Raw genomic sequence first — 22,846 nt, forward strand, 5'->3', positions numbered from 1 at the left:
AAGCTATTCCCAAGGTTGCACCCCCATCGGCGCGAGGAGGCGCGGGAGGTGCGAAACCGCTGCGAGGGAGGTGACATGAGGATACTACTGGCGCTGTCGCGCCGCATCGATCAGCTGAACACGATCATCGGCAAGGCGGCCTCGTGGCTGATCCTCGCGGCCGTCCTGATCAGCGCGATCAACGCGGTGATGCGAAAGGTGTTCTCCGTAAGCTCCAACGCGTGGCTGGAGGCGCAGTGGTACCTGTTTTCCGCCGTGTTCCTTCTGGCCGCCGGCTACACGCTTCTGGCGAACGAGCATGTGAAGGTCGACCTGCTCTACAGCGCCCTGTCGCGCCGCAAGCAGCTGTGGGTGGAGGTGCTGGGCACGATCTTCTTCCTGTTCCCCTTCTGCCTCATCACCATCTGGCTGTCCTGGCCGGTCGTGGCGGCCAAGATCGCCTCGGGCGAGGTGTCGAACAACACCGGCGGCCTGATCCAGTGGCCCGTCTGGATCCTGATCCCCATCGGCTTCGGCCTTCTGGCGCTTCAGGGCCTGTCCGAACTGATCAAGCGCATCGCGATCCTGCGTGGGGTGATCCCCGATCCGGTCCTCGTGGCCGACGCCGAAGCGGCGAGGCTGTGACATGAACTTCCTTGCGGACAACCTTGCCCCGATCATGTTCCTGTCGTTGATCGTGGTGCTTCTGATCGGCTATCCCGTGGCCTTCGCGCTGGCCTTCGTGGGCTTCGTCTTCGGCTTCATCGGGATCGAGATGGGGCTTCTGCCCCTCAACCTCTTCCAGGCGATCCCCGACCGCATCTTCGGCCAGATGTCGAACGAGACGTTGCTGGCCATCCCCTTCTTCACCTTCATGGGCCTGATCCTCGAACGGTCGGGCATGGCGGAAAAGCTGCTGGACACCGTTGGCCAGCTGTTCGGGCCGGTGCGGGGCGGGATCGCCTTTGCCGTGATCCTGGTGGGCGCGCTTCTGGCGGCCACCACGGGGGTGGTGGCGGCCTCCGTCATCTCCATGGGGTTGATCTCTTTGCCGATCATGCTGCGCTACGGCTATGACCGGCGGGTCGCGGCGGGCACCATCGCGGCCTCCGGCACGCTGGCCCAGATCATCCCGCCCAGCCTTGTTCTGATCATCCTGGCCGACCAGCTGGGCCGGTCGGTGGGTGACATGTACAAGGGCGCGCTGGTGCCCGGCCTGATGCTGGTGGGCGCCTACGCGGCCTATGTCGCGATCACGGCCATCGTCAGCCCGCAGAAGGTCCCCGCCCTGCCGCCCGAAGCGCGAACCCTGCGCGGCTGGAAGCTGGCGGGGCGGGTGCTGACCTCTCTCGTGCCGCCGCTGGTCCTGATCTTCCTGGTGCTGGGCACGATCTTCTTCGGCATCGCCACGCCCACCGAAGGCGGGGCCATGGGGGCCGTTGGCGCGCTGATCCTCGCCGCGATGAACGGCCGGCTGACGATGGACCTCTTGCGCCAGTCGCTTTATTCCACCGCGCGGCTGTCAGCCTTCGTGCTGTTCATCCTCTTGGGCGCGCGGGTCTTCTCGCTCACCTTCTATGGCGTCAACGGGCATGTCTGGGTCGAACACCTGATGACCTCCATCCCCGGCGGGGTGCTGGGGTTCCTGATCGTGGCGAACCTGCTGGTGTTCTTCCTGGCCTTCTTCCTCGACTACTTCGAACTCGCCTTCATCATCATCCCGCTGCTGGCCCCGGTGGCCGAGGCGATGGGCATCGACCTGATCTGGTTCGGGGTGATGCTGGCGATCAACATGCAGACCTCGTTCATGCACCCACCCTTCGGCTTCTCGCTGTATTTCCTGCGATCGGTGGCCCCGACGCGCGCCTATCGCGACAAGGTGACAGGGGTCACGATCCAGCCGGTGACCTCGGGGCAGATCTACATGGGGGCGATCCCGTTCCTCGTAATCCAGTTGGCGATGGTGGTGCTGGTTCTGGCCTTCCCGCAACTGGTCACCCACTACAAGTCCGGCGCGGCGGCGGTGGACCCGGCCACGATCCAGCTGAACGTGCCGATGCCCGGCGCGGTCAATCCCTATGGCGCCGCCCCCGCCCCCAGCTTCGGCGCGCCCGCCGGCCCCGCCCCCACCTTTGCCCCGCCCGCGCCGCCCAGTTTCGGCGCGCCACAACAATGACGCTGTTTTTGGGAGGAAACACATGACCATCGACCGCCGCAAGTTCCTGACCCGCACGGGGGTGGCCGGGGTGGCCGCCGCCGGGCTCGCCAGCCCCGCCCTTGCCCAGTCCCTGCCCGAGGTGCGCTGGCGCCTGACCTCGGGCTTCCCCAACAACCTCGACACCATCTATGGCGGCGCCGTCGTCATGGCCGAGGCGGTGAAGGCCATGACCGGCGGGAAGTTCCAGATCCAGGTGTTTCAGGCGGGCGAACTGGTGCCCGGCCCGCAGGCCATCGACGCCGTGCAGTCCAACACGGTGGAGATCGCGCACACCTGCGGCTACTACTTCACCGGCAAGAACCCGACCTTCGCCATCGGCTCGGCCATTCCCTTCGGCCTGAACTCCCGCCTCCAGAACGCGTGGCTGTATCACGGCGGCGGGAACGAGGCGTATGACAACTTCCTGTCCGCCTATGGCATCACGGCCAAGCCCGGCGGCGGCACGGGCGCGCAGATGGGCGGCTGGTACCGGAACGAGATCACGAATCTCGCCGACCTCAAGGGCGTGAAGATGCGGATCGCCGGCGTCGCCGGCGAGGTGATGTCGCGCCTGGGCGTGGTGCCCCAGCAGCTTCCGGGCGGCGACATCTATCCCGCACTGGAACGCGGCACCATCGACGCGGCCGAATGGATCGGGCCCTATGACGACGAACGGCTCGGCTTCTACCAGATCGCGCCCTACTACTATTACCCGGCCTTCTGGGAAGGCGGGCTGACCATCCACTTCTTCATCAACAAGCAGCAGCACGAGGCGCTGCCGGACGAATACAAGGCCGCGCTGGACACCGCCTGCAAGGCCGCCAACATCAACATGCAGTCGCTGTACGACGCCAAGAACATGGCCGCGATCCGGTCGCTGGTCGGCAAGGGCGCGCAGCTTCGCCCCCTGCCCGCCGATGTGATGCAGGCCGCCTACAAGGCCACGTTCGAACTTTACGCCGAATATTCCGAACGCTTCCCGGAATGGGCCGCGATCTATCCCGGCTGGAAGACGTTCCGCGACCAGGGCTTCGAATGGTTCCGCGTGGCCGAATACACCTATGACAGCTACGTCTTCGGCGCGCAGGCCGCCGGACAATGACAGATGAAGGCTCCGGCGCGATCCGGAGCCTTCACAGCTTCCAGAAGAACCAACCGGTCATGCCGACGCCGTAAAGGATGATCGCGATGCGCAACGCGCGGGCCGGGATCAGATGCGCGATCTGCGTGGCGCCCCAGGCCCCCAGCGTGACCCCCACCAGCCCGATTGAGCCATAATACCACGCGATCACCCCGCCCAGCGCGAACTTCACCACGGCCACCAGCGCCACGAGGGCGGAGATCCACAGCTTCAGCCCGTTCATCGCGTTCAGGTCGGTCAGCCCGGCCAGCGCCAGAAACGCCAGCAGCAGGATCCCGAGGCCCGCGTTGAAGAAGCCGCCGTACACGCAGACGGCCGCCAGAAACAGCCAGACGACGGCCCGCCCGCCGCGCACCCGTCGCATGGCGGCGTTCACCTGCCGGCCGAAGGTGAACAGCAGCACCGCCACCAGCATCAGCCAAGGCACGATCTGCGCGAACTGTTCGTCGGACACGACCAGAAGCAGCTCCGCCCCCAGCCAGCCGAACAGGATGGCCACCAGCGAATAGGGCAGAAGAAGGGAGCGGTGCCGCCGGATCGCGGGCCAGAACCCCGCCGCCCCGCTGACATAGCCCGGCAGGGCCGCATAGGTGTTCGTGGCGTTGGCCAGCAGCGGCGGCACGCCAGCCAGGATCAGCGTGGGCATCATGATGAACGACCCGCCACCGGCCAGCGTGTTGACGGCCCCGCTCAGCAGGCCCGCGATCAGCAGCAGCACTTCGGTCATGTGGTCTTTTCCTTCTCCGTCCCCGGGGCCAAGGATAAGCAAGGGCCGGGGGGAAGTCGATCCGCCTAGGGGGCGTCGCCCTGCCGCTGGCCCGCTGCGTCCACCCACCAGCACAGCACCCGATCCTCGGCCCGCTGGCGCGCCACGTCCTCTTCGGGCGGGGCCACGCGGGTGCGGTGGCAGTCCAGACCCGCGATCCGAAGGCTGCCGGACACGCCATGGCCCAGATGCGCGCTCAGCACGCGGTCGATCAGCTTCGGGGACAGTTCCTCGGGCCGGGCGCAGGCGGGGTCTGCGAGGATCTCGGCCATGCGGCGGTTGCGGGCCTCCTCCACCTCCAGCAGGGCGGCGACCTCGGCCCGAAAGGCGGGCTCGGTCGCGACATAGGCCTCCAGCACGGGCAGGCGGGGGGTGGGCGGCTTTTTCAGCTTCAGCCGCCCTTCGCGATACAGCGCCAGCAGCAAGCGCCCCCCGATGGGAGAGATCAGGGCCACGGGCGCGTCGTAGAAGGCCAGCTCCCGATCCTCGGCCGTCAGGCGCAGGGTGTGGGTGCGCCCGTCCAGCGCCGCCTTGCGCAGGGCGGCCAGCGCCGGGGTGCGGTGGATGTTGGGGATCATGTCGATGACCGACAAGGCCGGCCTCATGCGGTCGCGGATCATCCAGAGCATCGTGCGGGGTCCTTGCGTGCGGGGAAGAACGGTCTTACCCCCTCGGGGCCCCGCCGTCCATGCGCCTAGACCGGCAGGACCGCGACCATCAGCGGGATCGCGGCCATCGCGATCACCGTCTGCACCGCCGTAATCCCGGCCATCAGCGGCGCGTCCCCGCCCAGCTGCCGCGCAAGGATGTAGGCCGAGGACGCGGTCGGCAGCACCTGGAACAGCAGCGCCGTTGTCAGGGCCGGACCGTCCAGCGCCACCGCCCGCGCCACCAGAAGCGTCGCCACCGGCATCAGCAGGAACTTGAAGGCCGAGGATGTGGCCACCGGCCCGACCCAAGCCCGCGCCGTGCTGAAGTTCAGCGCCGCCCCCACGCACAACAGCCCCAGGGGAAGCGAGGCCACGCCCAGCGCGCGCAGCGCAGGCTCCATCCCCGACGGGATCGGGAGGGACAGCGCCTGGAACGTGATCCCGGCGGCGGAGGCGAGGACGAGCGGGTTCGTTACCAGCTGCTTCAGCACGCCCCGTGCCGTCAGCCGGGCCGATCCGAAGCGCGCGAAGACCAGCACGCAAAGGATGTTCACGGTGGGCACGATGGCCGCGTTGCACACCGCCGCCAGCGCCACGCCCTGCGCCCCGAACAGCCCGGCCGCCAGCGTGACGCCGACATAGTTGTTGAACCGCACGCTGCCCTGAAAGACCGAGGTGAAGGCCGGGCCCCCGACCCGCATCAGCGGCCGGGCGCACAGCACGAGCGCCGCGACCGCGACGGTGGAGGCGACGAGGGTCAGCGCCAGCGCCCCCACGGGGAGGCCCGTCAGGTCGGCGGTGGCGAGGCTGTCGAAGAACAGGCAGGGCAGCAGGACGTAATAGCCGAGGCGTTCGGCCTGCGGCCAGAACCCTTCCTCCACAAAACCGCGGCGGCGCAGGGCGCCGCCAAGCGCGATCAGCAGGATCACCGGGATCAGGGCCAGCACCACGTTCTGCGTCATCCCCGATCCCCTACAGCATCTGCCAGATCAGCCGCAGCGCCATGGCGGTGGAGGTCACGACCAGCAGCGGCTTGATCACCCCCGCGCCGATCCGCATCGCCAGCATCGCCCCCAGACGCGCGCCCGCCACCGCCGCCACGGCCATGGCCAGCCCCGTCGCCCACATCGGTGCGCCCAGCGCGGCAAAGACCAGAAGCCCGCCCAGGTTGGACGAGAAGTTCAGAAGCTTCGTGTGCGCCGTGGCCTTCAGGATGCCGTAGCCCGCCAGCAACACGAAGCCCATCATGTAGAAGGACCCCGCCCCCGGCCCGATCAGCCCGTCATAGCCCGCGATGATCGGCACCACGAAGGCGGTAAAGGCCGCGGGCGTGATCCGCTGCGCGCGGTCCGTGTCCGACAGGCCGGGCTTCAGCGCAAAGAACAGCGCGATCCCGATCAGGATGACCGGCAGGATCAGCCGCAGCGCGTCGGTCGGGATCCAGCCCGCCACCGCGGCCCCAAGGCCGCCGCAGGCCAGCGCGACCAGCGCCGCCACCCCTTGCCGCCGCAAGTTCACATGCCCCACCCGCGCATAGCTGAGCGCCGAGGTCGCCGACCCGAACACGCCCTGCAGCTTGTTCGTGGACAGGGCGGTGAACGGGTCCACCCCGGCCATCAGCAGCGCGGGCAGCGTGATCAGCCCCCCGCCCCCGGCGATGGCGTCGACAAAGGCGCCGAAGAAGGCCGCTGCAACTAGAAAGGCGATCAGTTCCGCCGAAAGTTCGAACATGAAAGGTCCTTGCTGCGGGACGATCCCGCACCCGCTGAAACGGCGGTCATTCCCGCCAGGCGTCGCGCACCCAGGCGGTCGGCTTCATGTAATGGCGCAGATACCGCCAGCGCGACCCGTCCTTGTGCTTGCGCCCCAACCCGCGCAGGTGTTGGCCAAGACCCCATCCCTCGCGCCCCACCCAGCCGCCGCTTATGGCATGTTCGGGATGCACCCCGCCCGGGAAGATGACGATCTTGGTGCCGGACGGCAGGCGCGGCGTCAGGAACAGGTTCAAGGGGAAGGTGTGCATGCATTGGTAGCGGAAATGCTGCACCCAAGCCTTGGGAAACAGGTCCACACCGCCCGGCGCGTTGCGGGTCACGAAGCGCTGCTCATAGCGGTATTCGTCGGCCACCCCCTGCGGATCGGCCAGAAACCGTTCCTGCAGCGACACCAGCTTGCCCACTGGGAACCGGAAGACAGAGGTCTGGCCCACCCGTTCGAACGGCTTGGCGGGGTTGCGCGACAGGATCACGTCGTCCGGCCCGCCATAGGTGAAGAACTCGTCAAGGTTGCCGGTGATCACCAGGTCAAGGTCGAGGAACAGGACCGGGCCTTCCAGCGTGCCCAGCCGCGCGCTCCACAACCGGGCCTTGGGCCACTTGCCCTTGGTGTTCTTCGGCATCACGAAGTCGATCTCGGGCAGCGGCTGGCAGTCCACCTCGGGGCGGACGCCGTCAGTGCTGTCGGTAAAGCAGGTGAAGGTGAAGGGCGGCGTGATGTTGCGCGCCACCATGGCATACAGGCGGTTGATGAACCGCGGGCCGTACTTGGTGCCCCAGTTGATGCAGATGACTTGCTTGATCATGAACTCCGCTCCACCAGTTGGAAGGGTGGTTAGCACGGGTGCCGGGGGTGGTCCACTCTCTGCCGGGCGCCGGTGCTCTGGCGGCGTGCGGCCAGGGCGTGCTATGGCAGGCAAACGTCACGCGGAGGCTTGCCATGACACCATCCCTGGGCCTTTGGGCGCTGTTCAACCGCATTGCTCCCCCGCCCCCGCCCGGCGTGGTGGAAGGCGACCGGTTCCACACGGGCGGCGACATCGAGGCGGATGTGTGCCTTGTCACCAACTGCGCCTTCGTGGGCGGCAACGCGGCCACCACCCTGACGGAATACCAGACGCTGACGGCGGCGGGGATGAAGGTCGTGATCGTGCATTGCCCGGTCAAGCGGTCGCCGTGGAAGCGGCACCGGATCGCAGAACGCTTCGTGTCCTACCAGCACGCCATCGTGCCGGCGCATGCCGTCGGGCGGATCCGTTGCCGGACGCTGATCGCGCGGGGCCCCCGCATGGTGATGACGCCGAACTTCGCCCGGCTGATCCCGCGCATCCGGGCGGAACGCGCGCTTTACATCGTCAACAACTCCGCCTGGAACGAGGATGGGAAGCCCCTGTTCGACTGGCCCGGCCTGCACCGCCGGGTGGCGGCCATCGGGCTGCCGCGGTCGCGGATCCACCCCATCAGTCCGATCATCCGGGCCGAGTCCGACAAGGCGCTGTCCGGCACCGGCATCCCCGACCGGCTGAGCACGGAGGACTGGCCCCCCGCCTTCCGCACGGACCTGTTCCAGTTCCGCCCCCGTGCGCCGCTGACCGCGCCCATCGTGATCGGGCGCCACGCCCGCGACCATGCCAGCAAGTGGCTGGAGGATCCGGCCGAACTGGCCGCCGCCTATCCCGACCGCGCGGACATCCGCGTGTCCATCATGGGCGGGGCCGACACGGCGCAGCGCCGGCTGGGCGCGCTGCCTGCAAACTGGACCGTTTTGCCCTTCGGCACGACGGGGGTGGAGGCGTATCTGGCGTCACTTGATATCTTCGTCTACTTCCCCGCCCGCACCCGGGACGAGGCGTTCGGCCGCACGGTGATCGAGGCGGTGATGTCCGGCCTGCCCGTGGTCCTGCCCCCGTTCTTCGAACCGACCTTCGGCGACCTTGCGCTGTATTGCGAGCCTTCGGAGGTGGGGGGCGTGATTGACCGGCTGGCGGCGAACGATGCCGAACGCCTGCACTTCCTGGCCGCCTGCCGGGACGAGGCGGCGGCGCGCTTCAGCACCGACACGCTGCTGCGCCGCATGGGGGGCGAGGTCGTCCATCCGCCGGGGCTTGATGTCCGCGCCCGCGCCTTCCGTCAGGCGGTGCTGCCCGCCGCCACCCAGGCGTCCAGCGCGGCCACCACCGCGTCCTGATCGGCGGGCGCCATGGCATCAAGGCTCTGGATGCACACCGTGTCCAGACGCCCCTGCCGCAACGCCTCCAGCACGGCCTTGCGCTTGTCGGGCCGGCTGGTGGGTTTCAGATAGCCCGAGGGGCTGGGCGGCACGACCTTCGCCCCGGCCCCAAGCTCCAGATGATGGGCAAGGCCGATGGGGGAGAACTGGTCGGCGCTGCGAAAACGTGGCGCGGCCTGCGCGCGCAGCAGGTCCGGATGCGCGTCAAAGAAGCGTTCGAAGGTGGACCGGCGCATCGGATGGGGCCGGTGTTCGGCTAGGAAATAGCGGTCCCGCACCCCCACCAGCCGGGCCGCGCGCTGCTGCGCGTCCTTGAACCCGGCCCGCGCGGGCCCCGGCTTCACCCACGCCTTCAGCCGCGCGAGGACGGGGTTGGGAAAGCGGTGAAGGCGCCCCTGCAGCACCGGCTGCCCCTTTTGGAAGAACAGATCCTCCGCAACCGGACGTCCGATGAAGATGTCGTCGTTCAGATAGAGGAAGTGCTCGGCCAGATCCGGGGTGCGGAACAGCATCGTCTCGATGGAGCGGGAGGAGAACACCGGCAGAAGGTCCGCGTGTTCGCGGTACAGGTCGCGGTGATCCACGATCCGCACCCGGTCGCGCCAGTCCGGCCGGTCCGCGAACAGGACCTCCAGCGCGCGGGGCGTCTGCGCGTCGGTGACGATGAAGACGCGGTCCACGAAGGGACAGAAGGACAGGATCGACCAGACGTTGTACCGGATCTCTCCCCGGCTGGCGAAGCGGGTGGAGGATCGGGCGTTCGGATGCACCGCGCCGCCCGCGAACCGCCGGCGCTTGTCGGCATGCGCCGGATCATCCCCGTCCACCCATGTGACGACCGCGTCGATCATTCCCGTTCCTTCCGGCTGCCAGCGGGGAAACTTGACATTCGGCCTGGGGTTTATCAAGTCAAAGCCCGCCGGGTGACGGCCCTGCCCCAGCATGAAGGACCGCACGCCATGCTCTCATCCCTTTCGCGCCGGCTGGATCTGGCGCAGCGGCGGCTGCGGTTCGCGTTGACGGCATCCCCCCTGAACCCGCGCCGGCTTCCGACGCTGAAGCCGGAACGGTTCGCGGGACGGCGCGTGATCCTCATCGGTCCGGCGGACACGGTGACGGACGATCTGGCCGGTGTGGACGTGGACGCCTATGACGTGATCGTGCGCCTGAACAGCGGCCTGTTCCTGGCCGACCGCGACCCCGCCCGGCTGGGATCGCGCACGGACGTGCTGTTCCACAACCTGAACGAGGAGGGGCCCCGCAGCGCCGGCGCCATCCCACCCCCCGTCCTGAAGCGGCACGGCGTGCACACGGTCGTCTTCCCGCATTGGAGCTTCAAGGGCAGCAAGGCGCGCGTCCACCGCAAGCGGAAGGAGCTGGAAGGCAGCGGCATCGCGCTGAACGTCCCCTCGGTCCGGTTCTGCACGCAGTTGCGGCGGGATCTGGCGGATCACCAGCCCACCGTGGGCACCAGCGCCATGGCGTGGCTCCTGGGTTGCGATCTGGCGGAACTGGCGATCCACGGCTTCACCTTCTTTTCAACCCCCTACGCCCCCAGCTACAACGACCAGGTGCGCACGGGGGCCGAGGCGATGGCCTGGGCCGCCGCGTCCGAGGTTCACGATCCGGCGCTGGAAAAGCCCCTGATCGCCCGCCGCGTGCGCGAGGCCGAGGGCCGTGGGATGACCGTCTGCCTTGGCCGGAACGTGCGCCCGCACCTGATCTGAGAGGCCGACGCGAACGGGCTTGCCACGCGCCGCCGGATGGTGAAGCTTCCGCCTGTCCGCAAGGACGTAGGGGAGGACATACATGACCATCCGACTGGCCCTTGTGGGCCTGGGCAAGATCGCGCGCGATCAGCATCTGCCGGCCATCGAGGCGACCGAAGGGCTGCGCCTGACCGCCATCGCCAGCCGCCATGCGGGCCATCCGGACCTGCCGTCGTATCCGGAGATCGACGCCCTTCTGGCGGCCGAGGACGCCGAGGCCGTCACCCTGTGCACGCCGCCGCAGGGACGCCACGCGCAGGCCCGCGCCGCCATCGCCGCCGGCCGGCACGTGATGCTGGAAAAACCGCCCGGCGCCACCGTGACCGAGGTGCAGGACCTGGCCCGACAGGCCAAGGCGGCGGGCGTCACCCTGTTCGCCACCTGGCATTCGCGCGAGGCGGCGGCCGTGGACGCGGCCCGCGACTGGCTGGCCACGCGCCCCATCCGCCATGTGCGCATCACGTGGAAAGAGGATGTGCGCCACTGGCATCCGAGGCAGGAATGGATCTGGCAGGCGGGCGGCCTTGGCGTCTTCGATCCGGGCATCAACGCGCTGTCCATCGCGACGGCGATCCTGCCCGCGCCCCTGTTCGTGACGGCGGCCGACCTGTCCTTCCCGTCGAACCGCGCGGCCCCCATCGCCGCCCGCATCGCGATGGATTGCGGCGGCGCGCCGGTGGACGCCGAATTCGACTGGCGCCAGACCGGCCCCCAGACCTGGGACATCGAGGTGGAAACCGAGAGCGGCACCCTGCGCCTGTCGCATGGCGGCAGCCGCCTGCATCTGGACGGCGCCGAACAGATGGCGGCGCCCGACCGCGAATACGCCCGCCTTTACGCCCGCTTCGCCGACCTGATCCGCACCGGACGGTCCGACGTGGACCTGTCGCCCCTGCAACTGGTGGCCGACGCCTTTCTTCTGGCCGAACGTCATCAGGTGGAGGCGTTCGAGGAATGAGCGTCACGCGCGAAGCCTTCGGCCCGCAGATGGAGCGGGTCACCCTGCGCCTGCCCTCGGGCGTCGAGGCGCGGATCATCACCTTCGGCGCGGCGCTTCAGGCCCTGATCCTGCCCGACCGCGAGGGGCATCTGGACGACGTGGTTCTGGGCCATGACGGCCCCGAAGGGTATCTGGCCAATCGCAGCATGTATGGCGCCACGGTTGGCCGCTATGCCAACCGGCTGGCGGGCGGGCGCTTTCCCGGCGGGCAGGCGGTCGTGAACCAGAACGGCAACACGCTGCATGGGGGACCCGACGGCTTCGACCGCCGCCCTTGGGCGATCGAGCAATGCGAGGACACCGCCGTCACCCTGTCGCTGTTCAGCCCGGACGGGGATCAGGGCTTTCCCGGCAACCTGACCGCCCGCGTAACCTATGCGCTGACCGACACGGACGGGCCGGGACTGCACCTGTCGTTCGAGGCGGAAACGGACGCGGACACGCCCGTGAACCTGACGAACCATTCGTTCTTCAACCTGGGCGGCCATCTGCGCGACGCGGCCCGGATGCGGGACGTGATGGGGCATGTGATGCGGATCGACGCCGACCGCTATCTGCCGGTGGACGCCACGATGATCCCCGAAGGCGCGCCCGCACGGGTGGAGGGCACGCCCTTCGACTTCCGCACGCCCCGCCCGCTGGGCCAAGCGATCCGGGCCGATGACGAACAGCTTCGGCGCGGTCAGGGCTATGACCACAACTTCTGCCTGAACGGCGAATGCGCGGCCATCGTCCACGATCCCGTGTCGGGCCGGAGGATGGAGATGTGGACCGATCAGCCGGGGGTGCAGCTTTATTCCGGCAACCTCCTGTCGCCGACCCGCCCGGGCAAGGGCGGGCTGTCGCCCCGCGTGGGCGACGCCTTTTGCCTGGAGCCGCAGCGCTGGCCCGATGGCCCGAACCGTCCGGACTTCCCCCCGTCCATCCTGCGGGCGGGGGAGGTGTATCAGCACCGGACGCGGCTGCGCTTTGGCGTGGCCTGACGCGCGGCGTCAGAAGAGCGGGGTCAGGGCCAGAACCTCCTCCAGCAGGTCGGGGGTCGCGGCCACCGCGATGGGCGGCAGGGGGCGGGCGGGGTCGTAGCCCGGCCGCCCGTTCGACCAGCCGGTGCCACCGCATTCCGCCGCGACCAGCATCCCCGCCGCGTGGTCCCAGGGCTTGGCCATGGGGGACACGATCACCTCGGCATGGCCCAGCGCGAACTGCCGGTATTCGTGGCACGAACACCGCAGGTCCGACGCGCGGGCAAAGAAGGGCAGCGTCCCGGCCACGGCGGCGCGCCGGTCGGGCGGATAAAGGAACAGCGGCACGAAGGCACGCGCCTCGGCCAGCGGCACGGCGCGGGGGCCGGTCAGGCGGCGGGGCGGCTGGCCGGGGCGGACATACCACGCCCCCTGCCCCTTCGTGGCCATGATCCAGTCATCCCCCACGGGATCGTAAAGCAGGCCGAACACCGTTTGCCCCGCTTCCGTCACCGCAAGGATCGTGCCGAAGCTGGCCATCCCGTTGACGAAGTTGCCCGTCCCGTCGATCGGGTCGATGATGACCGCGTGATCCGCCGTGGCCAGACGGTCCAGCAGCGCGGGATCGGCCTCCACCGCCTCCTCCCCCACGATCAGGGCGCCGGGGCACAGGGCGCGGGCGGCCGCGGCAATGCTGCGTTCGGCGGCGGTGTCGGCCACGGTCACCAGATCCTGCGGGCCGCTTTTCATCCCGATCGCGTCGGGGGACAGGTTGCGGAAGCGGGGCAGGATCTCCTCCCGCGCGGCGCGGCGGACGGCGTCGATCAAGCCGTCGCGTGTTGTCTGGTCCATTGGTGTGTCCCCGGCATGGTGTGCCCGCAAGGCGTAGCGGCCCGTGGGCCCGACCTCAACCCGTGCGTCAGGTTTTCAGGAACGGATCGGTCCCCCGGCTGTTCCTTCCCCATGCGCAGACCGCGTAAGGACCACCGGAACAACAGGATTCATCCATGACCCAGTATCCCACGCCCCCCTATCCCGAACAGCAGCAGGACATGCCCGGCCAGACCGAGAAGATGAACCCCCGCCCCGATCATGGCGAGGAAAGCTATGTCGGGTCCGGCCGTCTGGCAGGGATGAAGGCGCTGATCACCGGGGCCGACAGCGGCATCGGCCGCGCGGTTGCCATCGCCTATGCCCGCGAGGGTGCAGACGTCGCCATCTCCTACCTGAACGAGGATGACGACGCCGAGGAAACGGCCCGTCTGGTGCGCGAGGCCGGCCGCAAGGCGCTGCTGCTGCCCGGCAACATCGCCAAGGCGGAACATTGCCGCCAGATCGTCGACCGCACGATTTCCGAACTCGGCGGGATCGACATCCTTGTCAACAACGCCGCCCATCAGGCGACGTTCGACAAGCTGACCGACATCCCGGACGAGGAGTGGGAGATCACCTTCCAGATCAACCTGCACGCGATGTTCTATCTGGTGAAGGCCGCGACGCCCCACATGAAGCCCGGCTCGGCCATCGTGAACACCACGTCCATCAACGCCGACAAGCCGAACCCGGGGCTGCTGGCCTACGCCACGACGAAGGGCGCGATCCAGACGCTGACGGCGGCGCTGGCACAAGGGCTGGCCGAAGACGGCATCCGCGTGAACTGCGTGGCACCGGGGCCGATCTGGACGCCGCTGATCCCGTCGACCATGCCGGCCGACAAGGTGTCGAACTTCGGCAAGCAGGTGCCGTTCCAGCGTGCGGGCCAGCCGGCGGAACTCGCCTCGGCCTATGTGATGCTAGCCGAGCCGCGGTCCAGCTACACCTCGGGGGCGACGATCGCCGTCACGGGTGGCCAGCCGATCCTGTAAGGCTGCGATCCGGCAAGAATAGGAAGGGCCCGCGCTGCGGGCCCTTTTTTCGTCAGACGGCGCCGACGCTGCGCGCCACGCGCAGGGGGGCGGGCACGGCCGGCGTCACCTCGGCCGCGAACCAGGCCACCGTCTGCGGCAGGCCCTCTGCCAGCGACACCTTCGGTTCCCACCCCAGCCAGTCCCGTGCGCGGGAGATGTCGGGCCGGCGGCGCTTCGGATCGTCCTGCGGCAGCGCGCTGAACACGAGGCGGGAGGAGGTCGGCACCAGATCCCGCACCCGTTCGGCCAGTTCGCGGATCTCGAACTCCTCGGGGTTGCCGATGTTCACGGCGGTGGCGGGAGCCTCGGCCACCTCCATCAGCGCGATCAACCCCGCCACGAGGTCGGAGACATAGCAGAAGCTGCGCGTCTGACGCCCGTCGCCATAAACGGTCATCGGATCGCCGCGCAGGGCCTGCACGATCATGTTCGACACGATGCGCCCGTCATCGGCCCGCATCCGGGGGCCGTAGGTGTTGAAGATCCGCGCCACCCGCACATCGGCCCGCTTGGCCCGCACGAAATCGAAGCACAGCGTTTCCGCCGCCCGCTTGCCTTCGTCGTAACAGGCGCGCGGGCCGGTGCAGTTCACGTGGCCCACGTAATCCTCGGGCTGGGGATGCACCTCGGGATCGCCGTACACCTCGCTGGTGGAGGCCTGAAGCAGGCGCGCGCCGTTGCGTTCGGCCAGTTCCAGCAGGTTCAGCGTGCCCACCACGTTGGTCATCATCGTCCCCACCGGGTCCGCCTGATAATGGGGCGGAGAGGCGGGGCTGGCGAGGTTGTAGACCCGGTCCAGCTTTTCCGACAGGACCAGCGGACGCGCCACATCGTGTCGCACCAGCCGGAAGGTCGGGAAGTTGCACAGCGGCAGGACGTTCCCCTCCCGCCCCGTCTGGAAACTGTCAAGGCAGATGACGCGGTGCCCCTTCTGCAACAGCGTTTCGCACAGGTGGGAGCCGACGAATCCGGCCCCGCCGGCAACAAGGATGGTAAGCGCGGTGGTCGACATGCCGGTCTCCTCAGATGGTGGCAGGGTGTGTCGTCATTGCGTGGATCATGTCACGGGCGCGGGCCCGCCCGGTGTGCTGGTTCAGGACGATGCGGCGGGCCTCCTCGCCAATGCGACGGGCGTCTTTCTCAAGCCCCCGAACCACGTCCTCGGTTCCCCCGGCGATCAGGATGGCCTGCCCGTCGGGGAACATCTCGTCCAGACCCGGCCAGTCGTCGCTGATCACGGGCACGCCGCAGGCCCCAGCCTCGAACAGGCGGACGCTGGGCGACCAGCCCATCCGCCGCATCGCGGCCCGCGTGACGTTCAGGGTGAAGCGCTGCGCGTTGTAGAAATCGGGATGCTCGGCGGGGGGCAGATGCTCGATCCGGTCGACATTGGCGGGCCAGTCGATGTCGGCTGGGTATTGCGGGCCGGCCACAACGAACCGCATCTCGGGCAACCGGCGCGCGGGTTCCAGCAGCAGCGCCTCCAGCGTGGGCTGGCGGTCGGGGGAATAGGTGCCAAGATAGCCCAGATCCCAGCGCTTCGTCATTTCGGGCTGCGAGGGGTAGAGCGCCTCGTCCACCGAACAGAACAGCGCCTCGGCCCGCCTTGCACCGCGCACGTCGTGCAGATGGGTCAGCACTGCGCCGCCGGCGAAGCTGAAATAGATGTCGAAGAGCGGGATCTGGCGTGCGGCCAGATATTCGCAGGTGCCGTCATCCAGCGCTTGAAGCGTCACCGGCGTGTCGATGTCATAGAAGGTGAACTGGCGCAGCCCCATCGCCGCCAGCCGGTCGATCAGCGCAATCCCGTCGGGGACGTAGGACCCGATCATCACGCTGTCGGCCGCCCGCAGCCGGTCGCCGTATTCCGCCAGCATCGCGTCCGGGTCGGAATACAGGACCAGCTCGCAGAAGTCCGGGTCCGGCAGGTCGCGATGCGGCGCGTACCACGGCACGTCGCGTTCCAGGAACAGGACGCGGTGCCCTTCGGCGGCCAGCCCCTTGATCAGGGCGCGGAACGTCGTGGCGTGCCCGTTGCCCCAGGCCGAGGACAGCGACAGGCCGAGGATCACGATCTCCATCGGGCGGCGGGGGGCGGTCATGTTCATCACACCCGCTCCTCGGCATGGGCGCGGAACAGGGCGTGCGCCTGCTCGGCCCGGTTGGCATAGGTGTGGTCGGCCAGCACCCGCCGCAGCGCCGCGCGCCCGATCTGCTGCGCCCGTTCGCGCGACACGGAGGCGAGGATGTCCGCCACCTCCTGCCCGTCGCGGGCGACCAGAACCTCCTCGCCCGGTTTCAGGAACAGGTCGATCCCCTCCCAGTAGTCGGTGATCAGGCAGGCGCCGGCGCCCGCCGCCTCGAACACGCGGGTGGCGGGGGAAAAGCCGTTCACGGCCATGCTGTCGCGCGCCACGTTCAGCACCATGCGCGGGGTGCAGTTCAGCGTGTTGTGGTCGGCGGTGCGGACATGGCCCAGCTTGCGGATGTTGCCCGGCATGTCCACGTCGCCCCAGCCCGATCCGCCGATCAGGAAGCTTTGTTCCGGCGCAAGCTTCGCCGGATGCAGGAAGAACTCGGCCACCCGCGCGTCGCGGTCAGGCAGGCGGTTGCCAAGGAAGGCCAGGTCGCAGGCAAAGCGCGGATCGGGATCGACGGGATGGTGCGTGTCCGGGTCCAGCGCGTTGTAGACGGGAATGCAGCGCCCGACGCCCAGTTCGCGATAGGCCGCCACCACCGGATCGCCGCCGCCATAGGTCAGCACCATGTCCAGGTCGGGCAGCACGCGGCGCATCGGGTGATCCGCCGCCGCGCGCAGTTCGGCCAGCGTGGCCGGCGCGTCCACGTCCCAGAAGATGCGCAGCGCCCCCGGTTTCGCCGCCGCCATGACGGAGGCCAGAAGCCGGTCATCCTCGAACCCCACGCCAGAGGCCTTGACCACGATGTCGTAGCGCGCCGCTTCGGCCGCCACGCGCTCCAGCGCCTCCACCGTGCCGTCATAGACGACGACGCGGCACCAGTCCGGCGGGTCGATGTCGCGGTTGGCCTGACGGTCGTAGACGTCGGGTTCATAGAAGGTGATGTCGTAGCCCTTGGCCGCCAAGGCCCGCAGCATCCCGCGATAATAGGTCGCCGCCCCGTTCCAGTAGGCGGACAGGAGGCTGGACCCGTAGAAGGCGATCGTGGTCATGCGGTCTTCCTTTCGGCGTCGCTGCGTTCGTTCAGGATGGTCAGAAGCTCCTGCACCCGATGGGCGCAGGTGTGGCGGGCGCGGATCGTCTCCAGCCCCCGGGCGGCCTGTTCGGCGCGGGCGGCGGGGTCGTTGACCAGTTCGTGCAGGTGGCGGCGCATCTCCTCGCCGTTCTTCGCCCAGCGGAAGTCGCCGTCGCGGAACAGCCCCTCGGCGTCCGACCATGGGGCAGAGACGAGGGGGATGCCGCAGGCCAGCGCCTCGAACGGGCGAATGGTGGGGATGCCGGGCAGTTCGCGCACGTAAGGTCCGCGCGGCACATGCACGGTCACGCGGTGTCGGGCAAAGGCGCGCGGCACTTCGGCGTTGGCGATCCAGCCCCCGAAGGCGATGTTCGCCTGCCGCAGCCGCTGAAGCGCCTCGTCAGGATAGCGCACGCCGCGCACGGTGGCGCGCAGGCCCAGATCGTGGACGGGGTTCATCAGGAACTCCGACAGCTCCGCACTGCGTTCGTCATCGCCCCAGTTGCCGATCCAGATGAGGTCGCCTTCCTCCTCCGCCTCCATCGGGTGGAACAGGGCCGCGTCCGCCGCCTCGTGCCAGGTGTAGACCTGACGGCCCCATCCGGCCTTCAGATACCGTTCGCGCAACGCTTCGCCGAACGCGAGGATGCCGTCATAGCCCGACAGGTCGAGGCCCGCGATCTCCCCCTCCCGGCTGACGGCGCGGTGGTGGGTGTCGTGGAACAGGAGCGTGAAGCGCCCGCCCGCCTGGCGCAGCGCCCCGATCTGCGCGACCAGCGCGGGATCGGTCCATTCATGCACCACGACCACGTCCGCACGTTCCACCGCCGCCGCATGGTCGAACTCCGGCCCGTAGACCTGCGCGTTCAGCATCGGGAAGGTGGCGTGGAAGGCGTCCACCGCATGGTCACCCTGATCCGCGATCAGGTTGTCGCGGCTCCAGCTTTCCTCCGGCTCCAGCGCCAGGGCGTCGTGGCCGAGGGCGAGGAGTTCGCGCATGATGCCGCGCAGGAAATGCGCGTTGCCGTGGTTCCAGTCCGAGATCAGCGAATGGGTGTAGAACAGAAAGCGCATATCACCTCGTGGCGGCTTGTCGTTGCGGTTCGGTCAGTCGGGCATAGAGCGTCATCATGGCCCCGGCCTGCGCCGCAGGGGCGAAGCGGTGTGACTGGTCCCGCGCCGCCTGCCCCATGCGGCGGCGCAGGTCGGGATCGGCGGCCAGCCGGTTGACGGCCTGCGCCAGCGCGGTGTCGTCTGCGGGCGGGAAGAACAGCGCGGCACCGTCCCACAATTCCCGGAAGGTGGGGATGTCGGCCAGCACCAGCGGGATCGCGGCGCGTGCGGCCTCGGCCACCGCCAGCCCGAAGGGTTCATAGAGCGAGGGGGACACGAAGATCCCGGCGTCCCGCATCAGGCCCAGCGCCTGCGCGTGCGGCAGATGGCCCGCCGCCGTGGCATGGATGGGGGTGAAGCGCTGGCCGGTCGGCCCGTCCAGCGGGCCCAGCAGGGTCACGGGCCAGACCATCCGCGCCGCGGCCCGGTCCAGCGTGGCGCCGTTCTTGCCGTCATCCCACCAGCGGCCCGAGGCGACGACGGTGGGACGATCCGCCGTCTGCGTGGCAGGGGCAAGCGTGGCGTTCGGCACCACCACCACGTCCAGCGGCCCGTAGACCTGCCGCAACAGCCGCGCATGGGAGGCGGAGGGCGCGACCACCGCATCCGCCCGCCGCAGCCCGGCAAGGTTCAGGTCCCGCTGCCATTCCCACCCCTCGGGCAGCCCGCCGCCCCGCACCGCGCGGAACCAGGTGGACACGCAGGAATGGCTGACGGCCACCACCGGCACCTCCACCCGAAGGCCGGCGGCGTGGGTGGGCAGGTTCAGGTGGATCAGGTCCACCCGGTGCCGCGTCGCCGCCCGTTCGATGGCGACGGGCACACCCTTCAGCGCCGCCGCGTCCGTCACCGTCCAGTCCAGCGGCAGGTCCGCCCAGTCCAGACACCCCAGCGCCTCGGCCTCCGCCCGCTGGTCGGGCGACGGCGGCGGGCCGAAGCCCAGAAACACCACCTCCGCCCCCTTCAGCGCGCGCGCCAGATCCATGGCGTAGCGCCACACCCCCCCTGCCGCGTCCAGCGTCATGAGGAGGCGGACGCTCATGCCCGGACCCGCGTGGGTTCGGTTTCGGGGAAGCTGCGGTTCTCGCGCAGCCAGCGGGCCAGATCGGCCAGACCCTCGCGCCAGCCCACCTTCGCCTGCCACCCGATCTCGCGCTGCAAAAGCGCGGTGTCGGCCACGAAATAGAACTGGTCCCCCTGCCGCCAGTCGGAAAAGCCCAGCGGCACGGGGTGGTTCACCACGCGCTCGATCTCGTGCAGGACGGTCTTCAGGCTGACGGAATTGTCCACCCCGCCGCCCAGGTTGAACGCGCGCCCCTTCAACCGACCGATGTTGTCCAGCACGCCGCGATAGGCGGCCACCGCGTCCGACACGTGCAGGATGTCGCGCACCTGCTTGCCGTTGCCATAGACCGAGATCGCCTCTCCCATCAGGGCGCGGATCAGGAAGTGGGCGACCCAGCCCTGATCCTCGGTCCCGAATTGGCGGGGGCCGTAGATGCAGGACATCCGCAGCACGGCCGACGGGATGCCGTAGCTTTTGGCGTAATCCAGCACATACTGGTCCGCGACGCCCTTTGAACAGCCGTAAGGCGTGCAGAAGTCCAGCGGGCGATCCTCGGCGATGCCGTTTTCGCGCACCCGCGCGTCGGCGGGCACATAGCGGTCGTCGGTTTCCAGCATTCGCAGATCGTCCAGCGCGCCATACACCTTGTTGGTGGAGGCGAAGACGATCGGCACCTCGCGCCCCGTGGCGCGGATGGCTTCCAGCACGTTGACGGTGCCGCGGGCGTTGATCTCGAAATCGTCGATGGGCGCCGTCAGGCTGGTGGTGACGGCCGTCTGGCCGGCCAGATGGATCACGGCCTGCGCGTCGCGGATGGCGTCGCGCATCGCGGATTCGTCGCGCAGGTCGGCGGGCATCGGGTGCACCCGGTCGCCGTGACGGTCCGCCAGCCAGCGCAGGTTCTGATCCACCCCCGGCCGCGACAGGTTGTCGACGATGATCACGTCATGGCCGTCGTTCAGGAAGCTGTCGGCCAGGTTCGATCCGATGAACCCGCTGCCCCCCGTGATGACCACGGGCTTCACGGCCTTGGCCAGCGACGGCGCGGCCAGATGCGTCACCTCGCGCACGCGGGCCAGGCCGCCATCGGTCAGAAGGCGCGCCAGCAGCTTCGGCTGGCCCTCGGCCTCCACCGCGCCCATGTGGTAATGGCGCGGATCAAACCAGAAGCCTTCCTGCACGGCCACCGTCTTCGGCAGGTCGCGCCAGGCGTACCAGTACAGGCGGTCGGCCGGCGCCTCCATCACCTTGGCGAAGCGGCGCGCCTGTTCCATCTGGTCGCCGCGCCATGTCGAATAGCCGGCCTCGGTGATCCACAACTCCGGCGCGCCGTAGCGGTCGAGGATGGCGCGCATCTCACCCAGATGCATGTCCCAGCCGCGCCACGCGCCTTCCTCGCTGTCCCACGTGCCGGGAAAGCCGTGAAAGCCCACGGCGTCGCACTGTTCCAGCACGCCGCGCTGGCCCATCAGGTCCAGCCACAGCGGGTCGAACGGGCACGAGCCGCCCAGAACCGTCTTCCAGCCCCGCTGCTTCACCCAATAGGCCGCACCGCCCACCATCTCGCAGAAGAGCTGGTAGTCGTGATCCGCCCGCCAGTCCCAGTCGAGGAGGTTGTTCGGCTCGTTCCACAGCTCCACATGCGAAAAGTGCCGACCGTGACGGGTCAGCACATGATCGAGAAAGTCGGCATAGTCCTTAAGCACCTTCGGCGCGCCCGTGGTCCGCCCGTTGCGCGACAGCGAGGGCGGCGTGTAGTGCACGCAGGGCAGCAGGTCGATCTGGCCGCCCAGCTTGGGGATCAGCCAGTCGAACCAGTCCTCGCCGCCGGGGGCGAGGTATTCGGCCCAGCTCAGATGCGTGCGCAGGTGGGACGCCCCCGAGGCGAGGATCTCGGGTAGGACAGCCTCCACCCGGTCGTATTCACCGGGGCGGAACCATTCGGCAAAGCCGTAGCCCCTCATGAAACGAGCCTCCGCTCCTCCAGATGGCGCCGCATCTCGGCCCCGCGATCGACGACCACCTCGCCGCCCACCCAGGCGACGAATTCGTCCAACGAGTGCTCCAGCTTCTCCTGCGGCTCGAAGCCGAGGATGTCGCGGGCCTTGGAGATATCGGCAAAGCAGTTGCGGATGTCGCCCGACCGGTACTTGCCCGTGATCTCGGGGGTCAGGTGCGGCAGGTTCATCGCCTCGGCCAGAAGCGTCGCCACCTGCGTGACGGTGTAGGCGCTGCCCGATCCGATGTTGAACAGCTCTCCCGCCGCTTCGGGCGTGTCATAGGCCAAGCGGAAGGCGCGGGCCACGTCGCGCACATGCACGAAGTCGCGGCGCTGCTCGCCATCCTCGAAGATCGTGGGCCGTTCGCCGGAGGCGAGGCGCGAGGCGAAGTTCGCCAGAACGCCGGTATAGGGGTTGGACAGCGCCTGCCCCGCACCGAACACGTTGAACAGGCGCAGCGCCACGGCGTCGACGTCATAGGCCTCGCCGAAGATCATGACCTCCCGCTCCTGCGCGTATTTCGTCAGCGCGTAGATGGAGGCGAGGTCGACGCGCTTGTGTTCGTTCGTGGCGGTGGGCACCAGAGGCTGGCCTTCCGGCCCTTGGGCGTTCCACTGGCCGCCCCGCACCTCGGCCGGCTTGCGGCGCACGTTTTCCAGCAACGTGCCGTCCGGCAGCGCGTAATAGCCTTCGCCGTACACGCTCATGGAGGAGGCGACGACGATGCGCTGGACGGGATGGGCCAGCATCGCCTCCAGCAGAACAGCGGTGCCGAGGTCATTGGCGCCGACATAGCGGGCGATCTCGTACATGGACTGGCCGACGCCAACCTCGGCCGCAAGGTGGATAACGCCGTCGCAGCCGTTCAGCGCCGCACGGACGCCGCTGGCGTCCTGCATGTCGCCGCGGATCAGCTCGGCCCCTTGGGGAAGATCCGGCATGGAATCGCCGTGAACCTGCGCGATCATGGCGTCGTAAAGACGAACCTCATGCCCGTGCGCCAGCATCTCTTCGGCCACGTGCCGACCGATGAAACCGCACCCGCCCGTAATGAGCACCTTCGCCATCCGAAATCCTC

General features: G+C 68.8%; 22 protein-coding genes. 8 read left to right on the top strand and 14 right to left on the bottom strand.

Translation table 11 applies throughout. The features are described 5' to 3' along the window. Positions 1 to 75 precede the first annotated feature (75 nt). Genes PIJ50_RS08655 through PIJ50_RS08665 form a run of 3 tightly spaced genes read left to right on the top strand, consistent with a single transcriptional unit; the run spans position 76 to position 3,278 of the window. Positions 76 to 624: a TRAP transporter small permease subunit gene (locus tag PIJ50_RS08655; protein ID WP_271974441.1), complete on the top strand. Its 549-nt coding sequence runs from the start codon at positions 76 to 78 to the stop codon at positions 622 to 624. Position 625: 1 nt separating this feature from the next. After that, positions 626 to 2,155: a TRAP transporter large permease gene (locus tag PIJ50_RS08660; RefSeq protein ID WP_271974443.1), complete on the top strand. Its 1,530-nt coding sequence runs from the start codon at positions 626 to 628 to the stop codon at positions 2,153 to 2,155. Between the two features lie 28 nt (positions 2,156 to 2,183). Beyond that, positions 2,184 to 3,278, top strand: a complete 1,095-nt coding sequence (locus PIJ50_RS08665; RefSeq protein WP_271974505.1) for a TRAP transporter substrate-binding protein — start codon at positions 2,184 to 2,186, stop codon at positions 3,276 to 3,278. Positions 3,279 to 3,309: 31 nt separating this feature from the next. Here the strand turns inward: PIJ50_RS08665 and PIJ50_RS08670 are convergent, their stop codons facing one another. The 5 genes from PIJ50_RS08670 to PIJ50_RS08690 all read right to left on the bottom strand — a co-directional run bounded on the left by PIJ50_RS08670 (position 3,310) and on the right by PIJ50_RS08690 (position 7,314). Then, the gene (locus PIJ50_RS08670) at positions 3,310 to 4,044 is read right to left on the bottom strand and encodes a sulfite exporter TauE/SafE family protein (RefSeq protein ID WP_271974444.1); all 735 of its coding nucleotides are present in this window, start codon (positions 4,042 to 4,044) and stop codon (positions 3,310 to 3,312) included. 65 nt (positions 4,045 to 4,109) lie between these two features. Beyond that, positions 4,110 to 4,712: a hypothetical protein gene (locus tag PIJ50_RS08675; RefSeq protein ID WP_271974446.1), complete on the bottom strand. Its 603-nt coding sequence runs from the start codon at positions 4,710 to 4,712 to the stop codon at positions 4,110 to 4,112. Positions 4,713 to 4,777: 65 nt separating this feature from the next. Next, the gene (locus PIJ50_RS08680; protein WP_271974448.1) at positions 4,778 to 5,695 is read right to left on the bottom strand and encodes an AEC family transporter; all 918 of its coding nucleotides are present in this window, start codon (positions 5,693 to 5,695) and stop codon (positions 4,778 to 4,780) included. Between the two features lie 10 nt (positions 5,696 to 5,705). Continuing rightward, a complete protein-coding gene (locus tag PIJ50_RS08685) occupies positions 5,706 to 6,464 on the bottom strand; it encodes a TSUP family transporter (protein ID WP_271974449.1) in 759 nt (252 codons plus the stop codon). Between the two features lie 46 nt (positions 6,465 to 6,510). Next, the gene (locus PIJ50_RS08690) at positions 6,511 to 7,314 is read right to left on the bottom strand and encodes a glycosyl transferase (protein ID WP_271974450.1); all 804 of its coding nucleotides are present in this window, start codon (positions 7,312 to 7,314) and stop codon (positions 6,511 to 6,513) included. Positions 7,315 to 7,448: 134 nt separating this feature from the next. Here PIJ50_RS08690 and PIJ50_RS08695 point away from each other — a divergent pair, with 134 nt between their 5' ends. Further along, on the top strand, positions 7,449 to 8,696 hold the full coding sequence (locus PIJ50_RS08695; RefSeq protein WP_271974451.1) for a glycosyltransferase: 1,248 nt from the start codon (positions 7,449 to 7,451) through the stop codon (positions 8,694 to 8,696). Here PIJ50_RS08695 and PIJ50_RS08700 read toward each other — a convergent pair. Then, positions 8,639 to 9,589 carry a stealth family protein gene (locus tag PIJ50_RS08700; protein WP_271974452.1) on the bottom strand — a complete coding sequence of 317 codons (951 nt, stop codon included), beginning with the start codon at positions 9,587 to 9,589 and terminating at the stop codon, positions 8,639 to 8,641. The two genes, PIJ50_RS08695 and PIJ50_RS08700, sit on opposite strands and share 58 nt — an antisense overlap. A gap of 108 nt (positions 9,590 to 9,697) precedes the next feature. Between PIJ50_RS08700 and PIJ50_RS08705 the strand changes: the two genes are divergently transcribed. From PIJ50_RS08705 to PIJ50_RS08715, 3 genes are all read left to right on the top strand, one after another. Further along, positions 9,698 to 10,465 carry a hypothetical protein gene (locus PIJ50_RS08705; RefSeq protein WP_271974453.1) on the top strand — a complete coding sequence of 256 codons (768 nt, stop codon included), beginning with the start codon at positions 9,698 to 9,700 and terminating at the stop codon, positions 10,463 to 10,465. An 82-nt stretch (positions 10,466 to 10,547) separates the two neighbouring features. Next, positions 10,548 to 11,465, top strand: coding sequence for a Gfo/Idh/MocA family protein (locus PIJ50_RS08710; RefSeq protein WP_271974455.1), 918 nt, complete (start codon positions 10,548 to 10,550; stop codon positions 11,463 to 11,465). Next, positions 11,462 to 12,490 (top strand): aldose epimerase family protein, encoded by a 1,029-nt coding sequence (locus PIJ50_RS08715; protein WP_271974457.1) that lies wholly within the window; start codon positions 11,462 to 11,464, stop codon positions 12,488 to 12,490. The genes PIJ50_RS08710 and PIJ50_RS08715 overlap by 4 nt, the downstream gene beginning before the upstream one ends. 9 nt (positions 12,491 to 12,499) lie before the next feature. Here the strand turns inward: PIJ50_RS08715 and PIJ50_RS08720 are convergent, their stop codons facing one another. After that, a complete protein-coding gene (locus PIJ50_RS08720) occupies positions 12,500 to 13,321 on the bottom strand; it encodes an inositol monophosphatase family protein (protein WP_271974458.1) in 822 nt (273 codons plus the stop codon). Positions 13,322 to 13,476: 155 nt separating this feature from the next. Between PIJ50_RS08720 and PIJ50_RS08725 the strand changes: the two genes are divergently transcribed. Beyond that, positions 13,477 to 14,334 (top strand): SDR family oxidoreductase, encoded by an 858-nt coding sequence (locus tag PIJ50_RS08725; RefSeq protein WP_271974460.1) that lies wholly within the window; start codon positions 13,477 to 13,479, stop codon positions 14,332 to 14,334. Between the two features lie 52 nt (positions 14,335 to 14,386). Here PIJ50_RS08725 and PIJ50_RS08730 read toward each other — a convergent pair whose 3' ends face one another. The 7 genes from PIJ50_RS08730 to PIJ50_RS08760 are packed head-to-tail and all read right to left on the bottom strand — an operon-like array spanning position 14,387 to position 22,835. Next, the gene (locus tag PIJ50_RS08730) at positions 14,387 to 15,388 is read right to left on the bottom strand and encodes a UDP-glucuronic acid decarboxylase family protein (protein WP_271974461.1); all 1,002 of its coding nucleotides are present in this window, start codon (positions 15,386 to 15,388) and stop codon (positions 14,387 to 14,389) included. A gap of 10 nt (positions 15,389 to 15,398) precedes the next feature. Next, entirely contained in the window at positions 15,399 to 16,484 is a 1,086-nt protein-coding gene (locus tag PIJ50_RS08735) for a CgeB family protein (RefSeq protein WP_271974463.1), read from the bottom strand. Then, a complete protein-coding gene (locus tag PIJ50_RS08740) occupies positions 16,484 to 17,566 on the bottom strand; it encodes a CgeB family protein (protein WP_271974464.1) in 1,083 nt (360 codons plus the stop codon). Before PIJ50_RS08740 ends, PIJ50_RS08735 begins: the two co-directional genes overlap by 1 nt. Continuing rightward, positions 17,563 to 18,663 (bottom strand): CgeB family protein, encoded by a 1,101-nt coding sequence (locus tag PIJ50_RS08745; protein WP_271974466.1) that lies wholly within the window; start codon positions 18,661 to 18,663, stop codon positions 17,563 to 17,565. Before PIJ50_RS08745 ends, PIJ50_RS08740 begins: the two co-directional genes overlap by 4 nt. A gap of 1 nt (position 18,664) precedes the next feature. Beyond that, positions 18,665 to 19,744 carry a glycosyltransferase family 4 protein gene (locus PIJ50_RS08750; protein WP_271974467.1) on the bottom strand — a complete coding sequence of 360 codons (1,080 nt, stop codon included), beginning with the start codon at positions 19,742 to 19,744 and terminating at the stop codon, positions 18,665 to 18,667. Next, positions 19,741 to 21,732, bottom strand: coding sequence for an SDR family NAD(P)-dependent oxidoreductase (locus PIJ50_RS08755; RefSeq protein WP_271974469.1), 1,992 nt, complete (start codon positions 21,730 to 21,732; stop codon positions 19,741 to 19,743). Before PIJ50_RS08755 ends, PIJ50_RS08750 begins: the two co-directional genes overlap by 4 nt. Next, the gene (locus PIJ50_RS08760) at positions 21,729 to 22,835 is read right to left on the bottom strand and encodes an NAD-dependent epimerase/dehydratase family protein (protein WP_271974471.1); all 1,107 of its coding nucleotides are present in this window, start codon (positions 22,833 to 22,835) and stop codon (positions 21,729 to 21,731) included. The genes PIJ50_RS08755 and PIJ50_RS08760 overlap by 4 nt, the downstream gene beginning before the upstream one ends. Between the last annotated feature and the right edge of the window lie 11 nt (positions 22,836 to 22,846).

The sequence above is a fragment of the Falsirhodobacter sp. 20TX0035 genome, from assembly GCF_028307215.1.
Classification (GTDB): domain Bacteria; phylum Pseudomonadota; class Alphaproteobacteria; order Rhodobacterales; family Rhodobacteraceae; genus Falsirhodobacter.

Excerpts from the sequence above, each read along its gene's own strand:
- PIJ50_RS08750 (WP_271974467.1), bottom strand. The coding sequence starts at position 19,744 with ATGAGCGTCCGCCTCCTCATGACGCTGGACGCGGCAGGGGGGGTGTGG.
- PIJ50_RS08675 (WP_271974446.1), bottom strand. The coding sequence starts at position 4,712 with ATGCTCTGGATGATCCGCGACCGCATGAGGCCGGCCTTGTCGGTCATC.
- PIJ50_RS08760 (WP_271974471.1), bottom strand. The coding sequence starts at position 22,835 with ATGGCGAAGGTGCTCATTACGGGCGGGTGCGGTTTCATCGGTCGGCAC.
- PIJ50_RS08685 (WP_271974449.1), bottom strand. The coding sequence starts at position 6,464 with ATGTTCGAACTTTCGGCGGAACTGATCGCCTTTCTAGTTGCAGCGGCC.
- PIJ50_RS08660 (WP_271974443.1), top strand. The coding sequence starts at position 626 with ATGAACTTCCTTGCGGACAACCTTGCCCCGATCATGTTCCTGTCGTTG.
- PIJ50_RS08735 (WP_271974463.1), bottom strand. The coding sequence starts at position 16,484 with ATGAACATGACCGCCCCCCGCCGCCCGATGGAGATCGTGATCCTCGGC.
- PIJ50_RS08705 (WP_271974453.1), top strand. The coding sequence starts at position 9,698 with ATGCTCTCATCCCTTTCGCGCCGGCTGGATCTGGCGCAGCGGCGGCTG.
- PIJ50_RS08695 (WP_271974451.1), top strand. The coding sequence starts at position 7,449 with ATGACACCATCCCTGGGCCTTTGGGCGCTGTTCAACCGCATTGCTCCC.
- PIJ50_RS08755 (WP_271974469.1), bottom strand. The coding sequence starts at position 21,732 with ATGAGGGGCTACGGCTTTGCCGAATGGTTCCGCCCCGGTGAATACGAC.
- PIJ50_RS08680 (WP_271974448.1), bottom strand. The coding sequence starts at position 5,695 with ATGACGCAGAACGTGGTGCTGGCCCTGATCCCGGTGATCCTGCTGATC.
- PIJ50_RS08745 (WP_271974466.1), bottom strand. The coding sequence starts at position 18,663 with ATGCGCTTTCTGTTCTACACCCATTCGCTGATCTCGGACTGGAACCAC.
- PIJ50_RS08740 (WP_271974464.1), bottom strand. The coding sequence starts at position 17,566 with ATGACCACGATCGCCTTCTACGGGTCCAGCCTCCTGTCCGCCTACTGG.
- PIJ50_RS08690 (WP_271974450.1), bottom strand. The coding sequence starts at position 7,314 with ATGATCAAGCAAGTCATCTGCATCAACTGGGGCACCAAGTACGGCCCG.
- PIJ50_RS08700 (WP_271974452.1), bottom strand. The coding sequence starts at position 9,589 with ATGATCGACGCGGTCGTCACATGGGTGGACGGGGATGATCCGGCGCAT.
- PIJ50_RS08655 (WP_271974441.1), top strand. The coding sequence starts at position 76 with ATGAGGATACTACTGGCGCTGTCGCGCCGCATCGATCAGCTGAACACG.
- PIJ50_RS08725 (WP_271974460.1), top strand. The coding sequence starts at position 13,477 with ATGACCCAGTATCCCACGCCCCCCTATCCCGAACAGCAGCAGGACATG.
- PIJ50_RS08710 (WP_271974455.1), top strand. The coding sequence starts at position 10,548 with ATGACCATCCGACTGGCCCTTGTGGGCCTGGGCAAGATCGCGCGCGAT.
- PIJ50_RS08730 (WP_271974461.1), bottom strand. The coding sequence starts at position 15,388 with ATGTCGACCACCGCGCTTACCATCCTTGTTGCCGGCGGGGCCGGATTC.
- PIJ50_RS08715 (WP_271974457.1), top strand. The coding sequence starts at position 11,462 with ATGAGCGTCACGCGCGAAGCCTTCGGCCCGCAGATGGAGCGGGTCACC.
- PIJ50_RS08720 (WP_271974458.1), bottom strand. The coding sequence starts at position 13,321 with ATGGACCAGACAACACGCGACGGCTTGATCGACGCCGTCCGCCGCGCC.
- PIJ50_RS08670 (WP_271974444.1), bottom strand. The coding sequence starts at position 4,044 with ATGACCGAAGTGCTGCTGCTGATCGCGGGCCTGCTGAGCGGGGCCGTC.